This window comes from Streptomyces sp. ISL-12 (assembly GCF_018614415.1).
In the GTDB taxonomy this organism is placed as follows: Bacteria; Actinomycetota; Actinomycetes; order Streptomycetales; family Streptomycetaceae; genus Streptomyces.
The window spans coordinates 1-17165 of sequence record NZ_JAGGOO010000016.1 but is presented as its reverse complement, the minus strand read 5'-3'; the positions used below and the strand labels follow the sequence as shown (position 1 = coordinate 17165).

At 75.4% G+C, this 17165-nt stretch carries 6 protein-coding genes; 2 read left to right on the top strand and 4 right to left on the bottom strand.

Annotated elements, in window-relative coordinates:
* Window positions 1–16 precede the first annotated feature (16 nt).
* Entirely contained in the window at window positions 17–475 is a 459-nt protein-coding gene (locus J7I94_RS04645) for a tautomerase family protein (RefSeq protein ID WP_215165304.1), read from the bottom strand.
* 89 nt (window positions 476–564) lie between these two features.
* Here J7I94_RS04645 and J7I94_RS04640 point away from each other — a divergent pair, with 89 nt between their 5' ends.
* Window positions 565–1467 (top strand): LysR family transcriptional regulator, encoded by a 903-nt coding sequence (locus J7I94_RS04640; protein ID WP_374198359.1) that lies wholly within the window; start codon window positions 565–567, stop codon window positions 1465–1467.
* Between the two features lie 287 nt (window positions 1468–1754).
* On the opposite strand, the gene J7I94_RS04635 is transcribed toward J7I94_RS04640, so the two are convergent.
* Entirely contained in the window at window positions 1755–2021 is a 267-nt protein-coding gene (locus J7I94_RS04635; RefSeq protein ID WP_215165302.1) for a hypothetical protein, read from the bottom strand.
* Window positions 2022–2336: 315 nt separating this feature from the next.
* Between J7I94_RS04635 and J7I94_RS04630 the strand changes: the two genes are divergently transcribed.
* Window positions 2337–3407, top strand: a complete 1071-nt coding sequence (locus J7I94_RS04630; protein ID WP_215165301.1) for an iron-siderophore ABC transporter substrate-binding protein — start codon at window positions 2337–2339, stop codon at window positions 3405–3407.
* A gap of 51 nt (window positions 3408–3458) precedes the next feature.
* Here J7I94_RS04630 and J7I94_RS04625 read toward each other — a convergent pair whose 3' ends face one another.
* Both J7I94_RS04625 and J7I94_RS04620 read right to left on the bottom strand, forming a co-directional pair.
* Window positions 3459–3668 carry an MbtH family protein gene (locus tag J7I94_RS04625; protein ID WP_215165300.1) on the bottom strand — a complete coding sequence of 70 codons (210 nt, stop codon included), beginning with the start codon at window positions 3666–3668 and terminating at the stop codon, window positions 3459–3461.
* Window positions 3669–3690: 22 nt separating this feature from the next.
* Window positions 3691–17165 (bottom strand): non-ribosomal peptide synthetase (locus J7I94_RS04620; RefSeq protein ID WP_215165299.1); only part of this gene is annotated, 13475 nt, incomplete at its 5' end.

Below are 17165 nucleotides of genomic sequence, written 5' to 3'. Positions count from 1 at the left end.
CGCCGGGCCTCCGCCGTCAGCGCACGTCCGCCCCTTCGGTCGTCGCCGGCGCCGGCGTCGGCGTGGACCTGGGCGCGGTCATGCGCTCGTCGTAGCCGGTGGCGGGGTCGACGACGCGGCCCGCGGCCCACCAGTTCTCCCTCGCCGTCTCGGTCACGGTCATCAGGATGTCCTCCTCGGGGACCCCGGGGCACTGTCGCAGGTTGTCGACGACGGTCGCGAAGAGCGCCGTCTTCTGCTCGGCGGGGCGGTGGTTGAAGGAGAACTGGAGGAACATGGCGCGTTCCCCGCGCGGCAGACCGAAGACCACCGGCTGCATGTGGAAGTTGTCCGGGTCGACTTCGTGGAAGACGTGGAACTGGTCGTCCTCGGGGATTCCCAGCACGTCGACCATGGCCCGGTGGATGCCGAGGGAGACGTCCCGCCGGTACTGGGCAGTCGTTCCCTTGCGCAGATACACGTTCGTCAGAGGCATGTCCGTCACGCTACGAGCCGCGCGGGGCATTCCGCCAACGAATGGTTCGCATGCCCCCTATGCTGTCCGCTCATGGTGATCCCATGGAGATGACACTGGTCGGGCTGCGGGTGCTGCGCGAGGTGGCGGAGCGGGGCACGTTCACGGCGGCGGCGGAGGCGCTGGGGTACACGCAGTCGGCCGTCTCCCGGCAGGTGGCGGGGCTGGAACAGGCGGCCGGTGTCCGGCTCTTCGACCGCCACCCCGGTGGTGTGCGGCTGACCGGCCCCGGGCGTGCGCTGCTGCGGCACGCCGTCGTCGCGCTGGACGCGGTGGCCGCCGCCGACGAGGAGTTGCACGGCGCGGCGGCCGACGGCGGCGTCGTCCGCCTCGGTTTCTTCCCTCCCGCCGGGCCGGTGGTGGTGGCCGGGGCGCTGGCCGCGCTGCGCCGGGACCACCCCCGGGTCCGGGTGACGACCCGTGAGGGCACGACCCCGTCGCTGGTGCGGGCGTTGCGCGCGGGCACCCTGGATCTCGCCGTGCTGTCCTCCCGGCCACCGCACCGCTCCCCCGACACGGACGATCCGCCGCTGCGGTCCGAGCCGCTGCTTCGGACGCGGCTGGCCGTGGCGGTGCCGGCGGACGGGCCGCTCGGCGCACGCGGCCACGTCACCGCCGAGGAGATCGCTCGGGAGCCGTGGATCGCCGGACCGGGCAGCGCGGACGAACCCCTGCTGGGCGTCTGGCCCGGACTGCCCGGACGCCCGGCGGTCCGCCACACCGCCCGGGACTGGCTGACCAGGCTCCATCTCGTCGCCGCCGGGGCCGGTGTCACCACGGCGACCCCGGCGCTTCTTCCGGTCCTGCCCTCCGGGGTGCGCCTGGTGGACGTGGCGGGCGTCGCCGAGGAGGTACGGCGGGTCGACCTGGTACGGATGCCGGCTGCCGTCACGGCACCGGCCCAGGCCCTGGCGGCCGCCCTGCGGCGGCAAGCGGCCCGGCTCAGCGGCTGAGCACCGCCGCCCCCGGTCGCGTCCGGCACGGGCCGGATCCGATGCGGGCCGGATGTCCGGCGGCGCGGGCCGAGTGTCGGCGCATGCCGGATGCCCGGCGCGGGCCGGGTGTCCGGTGCAGCCCAGGTCTCCACTGCGGGCCGGGCGTCCGGCGCGAACGGAATCTCCAGTGCAGCCCGGGCATCGGCGCGGGCCGGGTGTCCGGTGCAGGTGCGACGTCTGTTGCAGGCCAGGCACCCGGTGCGGACCAGGCACCCGGAACGGGGCACGCGGCGCCGGGGGGACGGTCACCGGATGTCCCCCTGCCAGTCGAACCGCCGGGCGTCCGTCGGCCGGGGCGCGTACACGGCCCGTCCCCCGGGGCCGTAGCGGCCTATCTCCGTAGGCAGCGCGACGCTCTCCGGTACGCCGGTCCCGAACGTGCCGGTGACGTCCAGGAGCAGGCCGTCCAGCGGGCCACCCACCAGTTGCGCGTACGCACGGCCGGTCCGGGGCCCGGGGTCCCCGTGCTCGGCTCCGTAGACCCGGCCGCGCATGAAATCCGCCTCATCCATGACGTCCAGCCTCGCATCCGGCACTGACATCGCCGCCTTCCGCGCCCCCGGCCCCGCGCCCCCGCCCCGCGCCTTCGCGCCCCCCGCCACCGCGCCCGCCGCCGTTCCAAAGGGCTAGCCGGACACGGCAGTTGTGGTTAGCCTTGCCTAAGTCTGTGGGTCCGGCGTCCGGGTGCTGTGACCGCCGCTCCGAGAGGACACGTGAGGGAAGCGGAACTGCCGGGACGGGCCGCACGGTCCGCCCCGCGCGAAGCCCGGCCCAGCCTCCACCCCGCGTCACTCCGCTCCACCAGACCCCGAAGCGAAGGACCACCGATGTTCCGCTCCCGCAGAGCACCACGGCTCGCCGCCGCGCTCGCCTCCGCCCTCCTGCTCCTCACCGCCGCCACGGCCTGCGGCGGGGACGACTCGGACTCCGGCTCCTCGGGTTCCGGCACCGAGGCGAGCGCCTCCGGGGAGTCCGCCTTCCCGGTCACCATCGACCACAAGTACGGTTCCACGACGATCGAGTCCGAGCCGAAGCGGATCGTCACGGTCGGCCTCACCGACCAGGACGCGGTCCTGGCGCTCGGCAAGGTGCCGGTCGGCACCACCGAGTGGCTGGGCGGCTACCCGGGAGCCATCGGCCCGTGGGCCGAGGAGAAGCTCGGCGGGGCCGAGCTCCCGACCGTCCTGAAGGACACCGGCACCGGCCCCCAGGTGGAGCGGATCGCGGCGCTCAAGCCCGACCTGATCCTGGCGGTGTACGGCGGGCTCACCAAGGAGCAGTACGAGTCGCTGTCGGCGTTCGCGCCGGTGGTCGCCCAGCCGAAGGAGTACAACGACTACGGCGTTCCCTGGCAGGAGCTGACCGAGCGGGTCGGCCGGGCGCTCGGCAAGCCTGACCAGGCCGCCGACGTGGTCAGGAAGACCGAGGACACCATCGAGGCGGCGGCGGCCGAACACCCCGAGTTCAAGGGCGCCACCGCCTTGATGGCCACCCCCTACGAGGGCATGTTCGTCTTCGGCACCCAGGACGCGCGCTCGCGGCTCCTCACCGACCTCGGGTTCTCGCTGCCCCAGGGGCTGGACAAGGCGATCGGCGACCAGTTCGGCGCGAACATCAGCAAGGAGCGCACCGACCTGCTCGACCAGGACGCCATCGTGTGGTTCGCCGGTGACGTCACCAAGGACGCCGCCAAGCTGCACGCGGACGCCTCCTACCAGGACCTGGGCGTGGTGAAGGAGGCCCGGGAGGTCTTCGTGGCCGAGTCGAGCGACTACGGCCACGCGACCTCGTTCGTCTCCGTGCTGAGCCTGCCGTACGTGGTGGAGCGGCTGGTACCGCAGCTCGCGGCGGCCGTGGACGGCAAGCCGGCGACCGAGGTGGAACAGCCTGCCGCGTGACCCTGAGCCGCGCGCCACGAGGGGGACGTGTCCCCCTCGTGGCGGGTCCGGTCAGCCGTCCATCGCCTCGGCCAGGCTGCGGGGCCGCAGGTCCGTCCAGTGGGTCTCGACGTACTCCAGGCAGGACTGCCGGGAGGCGGGGCCGTGGACGGCGCGCCAGCCGGCGGGGACGTCGGCGAAGTCGGGCCACAGGCTGTGCTGGTTCTCGTCGTTGACGAGCACCAGGTAGACGCCGTCGGGGTCCTCGAACGGGTTGGTCATCGGGTTCCGCCTCCTCGTTCGGTCATCGGGTTTTGCCTCCTCGGTTCTCGGGTGTGCGCGGGTTGTCGTCCGCCCACGCGAGCAGGCCGTCCAGGGCCCGGAACCAGGTCCGGGCCAGGTCCTGGACCGCCTCGCGCGGCAGCAGCCCTTCCAGGTACGCCCAGTGGGCGGAGAGCACGGGGCCGTCCGGGCGGTCCTCGGTCACCACGTTGATCTCCAGTGCGTGGCCCTGCCGCATCGCGGGCTCGGGGCCGATGTCGGCCGCGTCCTCCTCGGGCGCGTACGACCAGTCGGTGGCCTCCGGCAGCCCGAACCGGCCGAGGTAGTTGAACTCGACGCGGGCCGGTTCGCGGGCCGCGAGGATCTCGCGTGCGCGCGGGTCCAGGTGGCGCAGCAGCCCGTAGCCGACGCCGTTCGCGGGCAGCGACGCGAGGTGCGCGCGGATCCGCCGTACGGTGTCGGCCGCGGCGGGGCCGCCCGTGAAGGCGTCGGCGAGGTCGCCCGGCCCGGCGTCCAGGCGGACGGGGAAGACGCTGGTGAACCAGCCCACGGTCCGGGAGAGGTCGACGCCGTCCCCGGCGAGTTCCGCCTCCCGGCCGTGGCCTTCCAGGTCGACCAGGACGGTCCGGTCGTGGCCGCCGCGCCGGTGGCGCCAGTCGGCGAAGGCGAGGGCGAGGGCGGCCAGCAGTACGTCGTTGACACCGGCGCCGAAGGCCGCGGGGACGGTGGACAGCAGGGGGCCGGTGCGCTCGGCGGGCAGCCGCAGGACGACCTCGCGGCGGGTGGCGGTGGTGTCGCGGTCGGGGTCGGGTGCCCGGGTGAGCGGGAAGGGTTCCGTGCCGCCGTCCAGGATGGAGGTCCACACCGGCAGTTCCGCCTCGCGGGCGGGGTCGCGGGCCAGGTCGGTGAGGAGCCGGGACCAGCGGGCGAAGGACGTCTCCACGGGGTCGAGGCGGGCGGGGCGCCCCGCGCGGACGTCCTGCCAGGCCGCCGCCAGGTCCGGCAGCAGCACCCGCCAGGACACGCCGTCCACCACCAGGTGATGGGCCGCCAGCAGCAGCCGTCCCGGTGCGTCGCCGCCCGCGTCGAACCACACGGCCCGCACCATGTCCCCCGCGTCCGGGTCCAGCCCGGCCCGGGCGGTGTGCGCGTGCTCCCGTACGGCACCGGCCAGCGCGGTGGCGTCGAGGCCGCGGGCGTCGACCTGTTCGATCCACCGGGCGGCGTCGACGGAGCCCGCGGGCGGGACGTGCAGCGCCCAGTCGTCGCGGGGGTGGGGCCGCACCAGTGTGGCGCGCAGCATGTCGTGCCGGTCGGCGAGCGCCTGGAGGACGGCGGTCAGGCCGGGCAGGTCCAGGTCGGCGGGGGTGCGGACCAGCGCCGACTGGTGGTACGTGGCGAACGGGCCGCCGAGTTCGCGCAGCCAGTGCATGACCGGGGTGAGCGGCACGGTGCCGGTGCCGTCGTCCTCGGGGCGGGAGGCGGCCGGGGCGGTCTGCTCGGCGACGGCGGCCAGCGCGGCCGGGGTGCGGTGCCGGAAGACGAGGCGCGGGGTGATCCGTACGCCCGCGGAGCGGGCCAGGCCGACCAGGCGCATGGCGACGATGCTGTCGCCGCCGAGGGCGAAGAAGTCGTCGTCCGCGCCGACCCGTTCGAGCCCCAGGACATCGGCGTAGACCGCGCACAGGGCCTCCTCCCGGGGAGTACGGGGGGCCCGTCCGCCGGAGAGGGCGGTGAAGTCGGGGGCGGGCAGCGCGGTCCGGTCCAGCTTGCCGTTGGCCAGGCGCGGGAAGCGCTCCAGCGGCACGACGGCGGCCGGCACCATGTGGTCCGGCAGCCGGGCCGCGACGTGGGCGCGCAGTTCCGCCGGGGCGGCCGTGGACACCACGTAGGCGACCAGCAGGGTGCGCGGACCGTCCTGGCGTGCCGTCACGAGTGCCTCCATGACGGCCGGGTGGTGGGTGAGGGCGGACTCGATCTCGGCGGGCTCGATACGGAAGCCGCGGATCTTGAGCTGGTCGTCGGCCCGGCCGAGAAAGTCCAGCCGTCCGCCGGCCGTCCAGCGGGCCAGGTCGCCGGTGCGGTACATGCGGGTGCCCGGGGTGCCGAACGGGTCGGCGACGAACCGCTCGGCGGTCAGCGCGGGGGCGTTCAGGTAGCCGCGGGCGAGGCCGCCACCGGACAGGTACAGCTCGCCGGTCACGCCCGGCGGCACCGGTCGCAGCCGCTCGTCCAGTACATGGGCGCGGGTGCCGGCCACCGGCCGTCCCACCAGCGGGCGTTCGCTGTCCCGCACCCGGGCCACCAGGGCGTCGACGGTGGACTCGGTGGGCCCGTACAGGTTGTACGCCTCGGGGCCGCGCGGGCCGGCCAGGCGCCGCCAGAGGGCGAGCGGTACGGCCTCGCCGCCCACGCCGACCGCGGCGAGCGGGCCGTCGGCGTCCAGCGGCAGGCCGCTGTCGGCCATCTGGGCCAGCAGGGACGGGGTGACCTCCAGGAAGTCGAAGCGGTGGCGTACGACGGCGGCGGCGAGGAGTTCGGGATCGCGCCGCACCTCGTCGGAGACGATGTGCACGCAGTGCCCGTCCAGCAGCCAGAGCTGGGGCTGCCAGGACGCGTCGAAGGAGAACGACCAGGCGTGCCCCGCCCGCAGATGGCGCCGCCCGGCGGCCTCGACGGCCGGGGCGTAGAGGGTCTCGCGGTGGCTGTGGAAGAGGTGGCCGAGGGACTCGTGGGTGACGACGACGCCCTTGGGACGGCCGGTGGAGCCGGAGGTGTGGACGACGTACGCCGGGTGGCGGGGCGTCAGCGGGGCGGTGCGGTCGGCGTCCGTGAGGTCGGCCGGGTCGTGGGCGGCGATCCGGGCGGCCGTCGCCGGGTCGTCCAGCCGCAGGGTGCCGGGGAGTTCACCGGGCGCGGCGGCGGTGGTCGTCGTCAGGGTCAGTACCGGGCGGGCGTCGGCGAGGATGCCGGTGGTGCGGTCGGCCGGGGCGTCCGGGTCCAGCGGCAGACAGGCGGCGCCGGCCTTGTGCACGGCGAGGAGGGCGGCCAGGAAGCGGGCGGTGCGCGGCAGGGCGAGGGCGACCAGGCGCTCGGGTCCGGCGCCGTGCGCGACCAGGACCCGCGCCAGGCGGTTGGCCTCCGCGTTGAGTTCGGCGAAGGTCAGCTCGATGCCGTCGGAGGCCGCGGCGGGCCGGTCCGGGCAGGCGCGTACCCGCTCCTCGAAGAGCGCGGGCACGGTGGTGGGGGCGGCGAGGAGCGGCCTGGCGTGCCAGCCGGCGGTGAGGCGGCGCCGTTCGTCCGGGGCGAGGATGTCGATCGCGCCGAGCCGCAGATCCGGGTCGGCGGTAACGGCCCGCAGGACGCGCCGCAGACGCGCCGCGAAGGACTCGGCGGTCGTCCGGTCGAACAGGTCGGCGCTGTACTCCAGCACCCCGTCCACGCCGGTCCCGTCGGCGCGATCCACGAAGTCGAAGGAGAGGTCGAACTTGGCGGTCGGCGTCGCCACGTCGTCCCGGGCGGCCCGCAGTCCGGGCAGGCCCGGGGTGTCGTCCCCGGCGGGCAGGTACACCACCATCACCTGGAACAGGGGGTGCCGGGCGAGGGACCGGGCCGGGTTGACCGCCTCCACGATCCGTTCGAACGGCACGTCCTGGTGGTCGAAGGCGGCCAGGTCGGTCTCCCGCACCCGGGCGAGCAGCTCACGGAAGGCGGGGTCGCCGGAGGTGTCGGTGCGCAGGACCAGCGTGTTGAGGAAGAACCCGACGAGGTCGTCCAGGGCCGCGTCGGTACGGCCGGAGACGGGGCTGCCGACCGGGATGTCGTGGCCGGCGCCGAGCCGGGTGAGCAGGGTGGCGACGGCGGCTTGGAGCACCATGAACACGGTGACGCCGTGGTCGCGGGCCAGCCGGCGCAGGCCGGCGGCCGTACCGGCGTCGAGGGAGAGGTCGGCCGCGCCTCCCCGGTAGGTCGCCTCCAGCGGACGCGGCCGGTCGACGGGGAGCGGCAGTTCCTCGGGGAGGCCGCTCAAGGCATGTTTCCAGTAGGTGAGTTGTGCGGAGCCGACCTGGTCGAGCAACGTGTTCTGCCAGCGGGTGTAGTCGGCGTACTGGACCGGCAGCGGGGTCCACTCGGGGGACCGCCCGGCGGTGCGGGCCGCGTAGGCGAGGGCCAGGTCACGGCTGAGCGGCGCCTGCGACCACTCGTCACCGGCGATGTGGTGCAGCACGTGCAGCAGGGTCCACTCGCGCTCGCCGGTGCGGAACAGGTGGACGCGCAGGGGCGGTTCGCGGTCGAGGGCGAAGCCGTACGCGCCGGCCTCGGCGAGCCGCCCGGGCAGCAGCTCGGCGCTGGTCTCCTCGGTCTCGAACGGGACGTGCGCCTCGTCCGGTTCCAGGACCCGCTGGTGGGGGCGGCCCTCCTCGTCGGGGAAGACCGTGCGCAGCGTCTCGTGGCGCGCGCCGAGGTCCCGTACCGCGGCCCGCAGCGCGTCGACGTCCAGGGTGCCGGTGAGTCGCCAGGCAGTGGGGATGTTGTACGTGGGGCTGGGGCCCTCGACCTGGTAGAGGACCCACAGGCGGCGCTGCGCGGACGACAGCGGCAGCCGCGCCGGACGCGGCCCCGCCGTCAGGGCGGGCCGGGTGGCGGCGCGGGCCGCGTCCAGCCGGGCGGCCAGCCGGGACGGTGTCGGCGCGTCGAACACCGTGCGCGGCGCCGTCTCGGTGCCGAACGCCTCCCGGACGGCGGCGGCCAGCCGCATCGCCAGGAGGGAGTGGCCGCCGAGGGCGAAGAAGTCGTCGTCCACACCGACCTCCGGGGCGCCGAGCACCTCCGCGAACAGGGCGCGGAGGATCTCCTCGCGGGGGTCGCGGCCCCGGCCGCCGGCGCCGGCGCCCGCCGCGAGGTCTACGGCGGGCAGGGCGCGCCGGTCGAGCTTGCCGTTCGGGGTCAGCGGCAGCGCGTCCAGGGGCACGAAGGCCGCGGGGACCATCGGCGCGGGCAGTGCGGCGGCCGTGTGGCGGTGCAGTTCCGCCGGGTCGACGGTGTGTCCGGCGGCGGGAACGACGTAGGCCACGAGCCGCTGGTCGTGCGGGACGACCACGGCGCGGCCGACGGTGGTGTGCCGGGCGAGGACGGCCTCGGTCTCGCCGGGTTCCACGCGCACACCCCGGATCTTGACCTGGTGGTCGGTGCGGCCGAGGAAGTCGAGGCGTCCGTCGGCCGTCCAGCGTGCCAGGTCGCCGGTGCGGTACATGCGGGTGCCGGGGGCGCCGTACGGGTCGGCGACGAAGCGTTCGGCGGTGAGGGCGGGGCGGTCGAGGTAGCCGCGGGCCAGCTGGACTCCGGACAGGTACAGCTCGCCCGGGACGCCCGGGGGGACGGGGCGCAGCGCGGCGTCCAGGACGTGGGTCCGGGTGTTCCACACCGGGCGTCCGACGGTCACGTGCGCGGTGCCCGGCTCCACCTCGGTGGCGGTGACGTCGACGGACGCCTCGGTGGGGCCGTACAGGTTGTGCAGTGCGGCGGGCAGCAGCCGGTGGAAGCGGTCGGCCACCGCGGCCGGGAGGGCCTCGCCGCTGCACAGCACCCGGCGCAGGCCGGTGCAGCGGGCGGCGGCGGGCTCCTCCAGGAACACCTGGAGCATGGACGGCACGAAGTGCGCGGTGGTGACGCCCTGGTCGCGGATCAGCGCGGCGAGGTAGGCCGGGTCCCGGTGGCCGCCGGGCTCGGCGAGCACCAGGGCGGCCCCGGTGATCAGCGGCCAGAAGAACTCCCACGCCGACACGTCGAACCCGGCGGGGGTCTTCTGGAGCACCCGGTCCTCGCCGGTCAGGCCGTAGGTGTCCTGCATCCACAGCAGCCGGTTGGCGATGCCCCGGTGCGGGACGACCACGCCCTTGGGGCGGCCGGTGGAGCCGGAGGTGTAGATCACGTACGCGGGGGTGGCGGGATCGTAGGCGGTGGGCAGGTCACCGGCCGGGCCGCCGTCGGGCAGCGCGGCGTCCACGACGCACACGGGCCGGGCCTCCGCCAGGACGAGCGCGGTCCGCCCGGCCGGCTGGTCGGGGTCCAGCGGCAGGTAGGCGCCGCCCGCGCGGTGCACGGCCAGCAGGGTGACGACCAGGTCCACGGAGCGCGGCAGGGCCACCGCCACCGTGCGCTCGGGTCCCACGCCCCGGCCGGCGAGCACCCGGGCCGCCCGCTCGACGCGGGCGTCCAGTTCCGCGTACGTCAGGCGCTCGGTGCCCGAGACCAGGGCGGTGGCGTCGGGGGTGCGGGCCGCCTGGGCGCGGAAGAGTTCCGGCAGGGTCGTGGGCGGGGTGTCGTGCGCGGTGTCGTTCCAGCGGGTGAGGACGAGGTCCCGCTCGTCGTCGGTGAGCGGGTCCAGGTCCCGTACGGCGGTGTCCGGTCCGGCCGCGATCTGCTCCAGGAGGCGGACCAGGCGCCCGGCCAGTCGGCCGGCCGTCGCCTCGTCGCAGCGGTCGAGGGCGTACTCCAGGAGCAGCGCCAAGCGGTCGCGGCCCGTCTCGTCCACGGAGTGGTCCACGAAGGTGAAGTGGAGGTCGAACTTGGCCGCGCCGGTGTCCATGTCGTACCACTCGGTCGGCAGGCCCAGGACGTCCGGGTCGCCGTCGGGCCGGTGGTGGTAGCCGAGCATGACCTGGAAGAGCGGGTTGCGGCCCGCCACCCGGGGCGGGTTGACGGCCTCGACGACGTGGTCGAAGGGGAGGTCCTGGTGCTCGAACGCGGCCAGGGACGACTCCCGCACCCTGCCGAGGAGTTGACGGAACGTCAGGTCGGGCCCGGTGAGGTCCGTGCGCAGGACGAGGGTGTTGACGAAGAACCCGACGAGGTCGTTCAGGGCGTCGTCGGTGCGGCCGGCGATGGGCGCGCCGAGGGGGATGTCGTCACCGGCGCCGTGCCGGTGCAGGAGGGTGGCGGTGGCGGCCTGGAACAGCATGAACATGCTGGTGCCGGTGGCGGCGGACAGGTCGCGCAGGGCGCGGGCGGTGGCGGGGGGCAGGTCCAGGCGGACCTTGCCGCCGCGTCCGGTGGGTGCGTCGGGCCGGGGGCGGTCGAGCGGGAGGGCGAGTTCCTCGGGCAGGTCGCGCAGGGCGTCGGTCCAGTGGGCGAGCTGTCCGGGGCCGATCCGGTCGAGGAGGGTGTCCTGCCAGAGGGTGTAGTCGGCGTACTGGACCGGCAACGGCGTCCACCTGGGCGCCCGGCCCTCGCGGCGGGCGGCGTAGGCGGTGGTGAGGTCGGTGAGGAAGGGCCGGTCGGACCACTCGTCGGTGGTGATGTGGTGCAGCACCAGCGCCACCACGTGGTCGTCGTCGGCCAGCCGCAGCACCTCGGCCCGCACCGGCAGCCCGGCGGACAGGTCGAAGGGGCGGCGCTGGGCCGCCGTGATCCGCGCGGCCGTCCCGTCCTCGTCCACGTCGGTGACGAGGAACTCCGGTTCGGCCTCCGCCGCCGGGACGACGTACTGGTAGGGCTCGCCGTCCTCCTCGGCGAAGCGGGTGCGCAGGGCCTCGTGCCGGGCGGTCACGTCATGCAGCGCGTCACGCAGCGCGTCCACGTCCAGGGCGCCGCGCAGCCGGAACACCAGCGGGAAGTGGTAGGCGGCGCCGGTGCCGGTGAGCCGTTCCACCAGCCACAGCCGCCGCTGGGCCGCCGACAGCGGGACGCGTGCGGGGCGTGCGGCCACGGGCCGCAGCGGGGGGCGGGTTGAGCGGGGCCCGGTGTCCGCGCGCCGGGCCAGCACCTCGGGGGTCGGTGCCTCGAAGAGGTCCCGGATCGCCAGTTCCGCGCCCAGTTCGGTGCGGGCGCGGCTGATCAGCCGGGTGGCGAGCAGGGAGTGGCCGCCCAGGTCGAAGAAGTTGTCCTCGGCGCCGGTCCGGGGCAGCGCGAGCACCTCGGCGAACAGCCGGCACAGCACCTCCTCGGCGGGGGTGCGCGGGCCGCGTCCCTCCGTCAGGGCGACGGCGGGCTCCAGGTCGGGCAGGGCTCGGGCGTCGAGCTTGCCGTTGGCGTTCATCGGCAGCCGGGGCAGGACGACGAAGGCGGCCGGGACCATGTGGGCGGGCAGCCGCCGCCCGAGGTCGTCGCGGAGCCGCCGGACGAGCGCGCCGTGACCCCGGGTGGCGGTGGGGGTGTTGGCGTACGGGGCGGAGCCTCGGTCGGGGCGGGGGCGGTGGAGGCCGGTCGTGCGGCGGGGGCGTTCACCGGGGACGAAGACGGCGTCGAGCAGGCCGGGGCGGTCCGACCAGGTGGTCAGGACATGGTGGCCGTGCCGCTTGCCCAGGGCGCGCAGGTCCTCCGGGTCCACGGTCGCGGCGGGCACCGGTGTCACGTCACCGTCCATGGCCCGCTGGACGGCGAGGTCGTCCGCGGTGCGGGCGTCCGGGACGCGGCGCACGCGCAGCGGCCCGGTGCCGTCGAGGCGGGCGGCGAGGTCGTCGGGCCCTGCCCAGTCGACGGCGGGGACGGTGTCCAGCCGGGTCGTCTCGGCGGTGCCCTCGTGGAGGACGACGTCGTAGCGGTAGCGGGTCAGCTCGTTGTGGTGGCGGCCGGCCTTGACGCGCAACTCGACGCCGGTGCCGAGGGTGCTGAACCAGTCCGGGTCGACGAGGAGTTCCTTCTCCAGGGCGAGTCCGCGCTCCACGGCCCGGCGCAGGGTGTCGGGGTCGGCGCCGGTTCCGGCGCGGGCGCTCTGGATGCCGGTCTGGAAGACGCGGGCCTGGCGCAGGTCGCGTACGTCGCCGAGGAAGACGGCGCCGCCGGGGGCGAGCAGGTCCAGCGCGCCCCGCAGGACGCGGTGCAGGTGGTCCAGGCTCGGGAAGTACTGGACGACGGAGTTGATGACGACCGTGTCGAAGAAGCCGGCCGGGAGGCCGTCGGTGACGTCGGCGGCCTGGCAGCGCAGGGTGACCTTGCGGGCCAGTTCCGGGTCGGCGGCGAGGTCGGCGCCGAGCTTGCCGATGACGGGGGCGGCGAAGTCCGTCGCCCAGTACGCCTCGGTGTGCGGGGCGAGCCGGGCCAGCAGCAGCCCGGAGCCGACGCCGATCTCCAGGACGCGGCGCGGGCGCAGGGCGCGGACGCGGCGGACCGTCTCCTCGCGCCATTCGCGCATGTGGTCCACGGGGATGGGGGTGCCGTCGTAGGAGCTGTCCCAGCCGGCGAAGTCCTCGGTGTGCACGGCCGTGCCGATCTCGGTGTACTCGGCGCTGTAGATGTCCCGCCACTCGCCGATCTGCTCACGCTCGGCCGACTCCCGCGCCTCGGCGTCCGGTTCGGCGGGGACGACGTAGCCGACCAGGCGGCGGGTGCCGGGGGCGGTGGTGTCGTCGCGGGCGAGGACGGCGGCCTGGGAGACCTCGGGGTGCTGGGTGAGGGCGGTCTCGATCTCGCCGGGTTCGACGCGGTGGCCGCGGATCTTGACCTGGTCGTCGGTGCGGCCGAGGAAGTCCAGGTTGCCGTCGGGGCGGCGGCGGACCAGGTCGCCGGTGCGGTACATGCGCTCGCCGGGGCCGCCGTGCGGGTCGGCGACGAACCGCCCGGCGGTCAGGCCGGGCCGGTCGAGGTAGCCGCGGGCCAGGCCGGCGCCGGCGATGTACAGCTCGCCCGGCACGCCGTCGGGGACGGGGCGCAGCCAGGTGTCGAGGACGCGGGCGCGGGTGGCGCGGATCGGGCGGCCGACGGTCGGGGTGGCGCTGTCGCGGGTGCCGCCGCCGAGGGTGTTGATGGTGTACTCGGTGGGCCCGTACAGGTTGTAGCCGTAGGTGCCGTCGGTGTCCCGCAGGGTGTTCCACACCGTCTCGGTGACCGCCTCGCCGCCGAGCAGCACCAGCGGCGGACGGTGCCCCTCCAGCAGGCCCTCCTCGATGAGCAGGTGGGCGTAGGTGGGGGTCACGTTGACGACGTCGACGCGGTGTTCCTCGCAGTAGGCGACCAGGGCGGTGGCGTCGCGCCGGAGTTCCTCGTCGCAGATGTGCACCTCGTGGCCCTCGACGAGCCACAGGAGTTCCTCCCAGGACATGTCGAACGCGAAGGACACGGTGTGCGCGATGCGCAGCCGTCGTCCGCCGGCGGCGGCGATCGTGGGGGCGAAGATCTCCTCGCGGTGGTTGAGCAGCATGTTGGTGAGGCCCGCGTACGGGGTGACCACGCCCTTGGGGCGGCCGGTGGAGCCGGAGGTGTAGATGACGTACGCGGGGTGGTCCAGGCGGAAGGTGACGTCCGGCGGGCCGTCGGGCAGGGCCGCGAGGGCGGCCGTCGTGCCGGGGTCGTCCAGGAGGAGGCGCGGGGTGTCGGCGGTGAGGCGGCGGGAGACGGCCCGGGTGGTCAGCAGGAGCAGCGGGCGGGCGTCGGCGAGCATCAGGGAGAGCCGCTCGGCGGGGTGGTCGAGTTCCAGCGGGAGGTAGGCGGCACCGGTGCGCAGGACGGCGAACAGCGCCACCACCGTGTCGATCGAGCGGGGCAGGCCCAGCGCGACGACCCGTTCCGGGCCCGCCCCGTGGGCGATCAACAGGCGGGCCAGGCGGTCGCAGCGGGCGTCGAGCTCGGCGTACGTGACGGTGCGGGTGCCGCAGACCAGGGCGGTGGCGTCCGGGGTGCGGGCCGCCTGGGCGGCGAGCAGGTCGGCCACGGTCTCGTGCGGTACGGGCGGGCGGCTTCCGGCGTCCGCGCGGGCGACGGCGGAGCGCTCGGCGGGCAGTACGGTGTCCAGCGCGCCGACGGGCACCGCCGGGTCGGCGACCAGGCGGTCCACCGCCAGCACGAACCGGTCCAGCAGGGTCCGGGCGTCCGTGTCGTCCAGGACGTCGGGGCGGTGGGCGAGGGTGACGCGGACCTGGTCGCCGGGGGTGACGACGAGGTTGGCCGGGTAGTGGGTGGCGTCCACATTGGCGACGGCGGTGGCGCCGTACCGGGCACGCAGTTCCGCCAGCCGGTCGTCGGTGTCGGCGTTGCGCAGCACGAACAGCGTGTCGAACAGCCGCCGGTGCCCGGTCTCGGCCTGGAGGACGCCGAGGCCGAGGTACTCGTACGGCATCAGCGCCAGCCGTTCGCCCTGGACGCGGCGCAGCAGGGCGAGGACGGGTTCGCGGGGGTCGAGGGCGATGCGGGCGGGGACGGTGTTGAGGAACATGCCGACGACGTTCTCGACGTCGGGGACTTCGCTGGGACGTCCGGCGACGGTGGTGCCGAAGGCGATGTCGGTGCGGCCGGTGGCGCGGGCCAGGACCAGGGCCCAGGCGGCGTTGAGGACCGTGTTGACGGTCAGGCCGTGGCGGCGGGCGAAGCCGCGCAGCCGCTCGGCGGAGGCCGGGGCGAGGGTGGTGTCGAGGTGGCGCGGGACGACCGGTGCCAGGCCGCGGTCGGCGACGGCGGGCGCCAGCAGCGTGGGCTCGTCGAAACGGTCGAGGGCGGCCCGCCAGGCGCGGGTGGCCTCGGTGTCGTCCTGTCGTTCCAGCCAGGTCAGGTAGTCGCGGTAGGAGCCGGGGCGGGCGAGTCCCGCCGGGTCGCCGCCGCTCTCGTAGAGGGCGAAGAGCTGGTCCAGGAAGAGCCAGGCGGACCAGCCGTCCCAGAGGATGAGGTGGCGTCCGACGACGAGCCGGTCGCCGCGCTCCGCACCGAGCCGGATCAGCAGCATCCGGAAGAGGAGGGGGCTGCCGAGGTCGAAGCGGCGGGCCCGTGACTCCTCCAGCAGGCCCTCCATCCGCCGGTCCTGCGCGTCGCGCGGCAGCCCGGAGAGGTCGACCTCGGTCAGCGGTACGGGGGCGTCCCGGACGATGAACTGCACCGGCCGGCGCAGTCCCTCGCTGGTGAACCCGGCGCGCAGGCCGGCGTTGCGGGCCAGCAGCGCGCGGACCGCGGCACGCAGCCGGCCGGCGTCCACGCGCTCGGCGAGGTCGAACGACTCGTGGACGGTGTAGACGTCCAGGGCGCTGTCGTCGTACGTGGAGTGGAAGAACAGCCCCTCCTGGAGCGGGGCGAGCGGCCACACGTCCTCGATGCGGCCGGGGGCGATCCGCTCGACGCGGGCGCGTTCCTCGTCGGTCAGCTCGAAGGCGAGGGCGGTTGCCCCGGTGCCGGTGTCCTGGACGTCCGTCGCGGCCTCGGCGAGGGCGGCCGGGGTGCGGTGTGTGAAGACGTCGCCGGGGCCGAGGGCGAGGCCCGCGCGGTGGGCGCGGCCGGCGACGGCGATGGAGCTGATGCTGTCGCCGCCCAGCAGGAAGAAGTCGTCGTCGGGCCCGGCGTCGGGCAGTTTCAGGACGGCGGCGAAGATCTCCGTGAGCAGCCGTTCGCGGGGGGTGCGCGGGGCGCGGGGCGCCGTCCGTACCGCCTGCGGGGCGGGCAGGGCGGCCCGGTCGAGCTTGCCGCTGGGGGTGAGGGGCAGGGCGTCGAGGACCACCCAGGCGCCGGGGACCATGGGGGCGGGCAGGGAGCCGGCGAGGGCGGCGCGCAGGGTGGACGGGTCGAGGGTGTCACGCGGGGCGGGCGGCTCGGGGACGGCCGGGGCGCCGGACGGACCGGGGACGGCCGGGCCGAGGGCCTCACGCGGGGCGGACGGACCGGGGACGGCCGTCGCGCCGCCGGACGGTACGACGTAGGCGACGAGGGCCCCGTCCCGTACCGTCACGGCGGCCCGGGCGACCTGGGGCAGGGCGGTGAGCGCGGCCTCGATCTCGCCGGGTTCGACGCGGTTGCCGCGCAGTTTGACCTGGCGGTCGGTGCGGCCCAGGTACTCGATCACCCCGTCGGCGCGGCGGCGCACCAGGTCGCCGGTGCGGTACATGCGGCTGCCGGGCGGACCGTACGGGTCGGCGGTGAACCGTTCGGCGGTCAGCGCCGGGCGCCGGTGGTAGCCCCTGGCCAGCTGCACTCCGGTCAGGTACAGCTCGCCGGGCACGTCGTCGGGGACCGGGCGCAGGCAGGGGTCGAGGACGCGCAGACCGGTGTTCCAGACCGGGCGGCCGAGGGGTACGGAGGCTGCCGTGTCGTCGGCGGGGCCGTAGGGGTGGTGGGTGACGTCGACGGCGGCCTCGGTCGGGCCGTAGAGGTTGTGCGGCGGGACGCCGGTCAGGGTGAGCCAGCGGCGGGCGGCGGCGGGCGGCAGGGCCTCGCCGCTGCTGAGGACGTGCCGCAGGGACGCCGACCAGGCGGGGTCGCCGGTGACCGCGTCGTGCTGGAGGAACGCCTCCAGCATGGACGGCACGAAGTGCATGGTGGTGACCCGGTGTTCCCGGACGAGGGCTGCCAGGTACGCCGGGTCGCGGTGGCCGTCCGGCCGGGCGAGGACGACCGCAGCGCCTTCGAGCAGCGGCCAGAAGAACTCCCACACGGATACGTCGAAACTGGACGGCGTCTTCTGCAGGACCCGGTCGTCGGCGGTGAGCCGGTAGGTGTCCTGCATCCAGGCGAGGCGGTTGACGATGGCGCGGTGGGTGACGACGACGCCCTTGGGCAGGCCGGTGGAGCCGGAGGTGTAGATGA

Excerpts from the sequence above, each read along its gene's own strand:
- J7I94_RS04630 (WP_215165301.1), top strand. The coding sequence starts at position 2,337 with ATGTTCCGCTCCCGCAGAGCACCACGGCTCGCCGCCGCGCTCGCCTCC.
- J7I94_RS04640 (WP_374198359.1), top strand. The coding sequence starts at position 565 with ATGACACTGGTCGGGCTGCGGGTGCTGCGCGAGGTGGCGGAGCGGGGC.
- J7I94_RS04635 (WP_215165302.1), bottom strand. The coding sequence starts at position 2,021 with ATGGATGAGGCGGATTTCATGCGCGGCCGGGTCTACGGAGCCGAGCAC.
- J7I94_RS04625 (WP_215165300.1), bottom strand. The coding sequence starts at position 3,668 with ATGACCAACCCGTTCGAGGACCCCGACGGCGTCTACCTGGTGCTCGTC.
- J7I94_RS04645 (WP_215165304.1), bottom strand. The coding sequence starts at position 475 with ATGCCTCTGACGAACGTGTATCTGCGCAAGGGAACGACTGCCCAGTAC.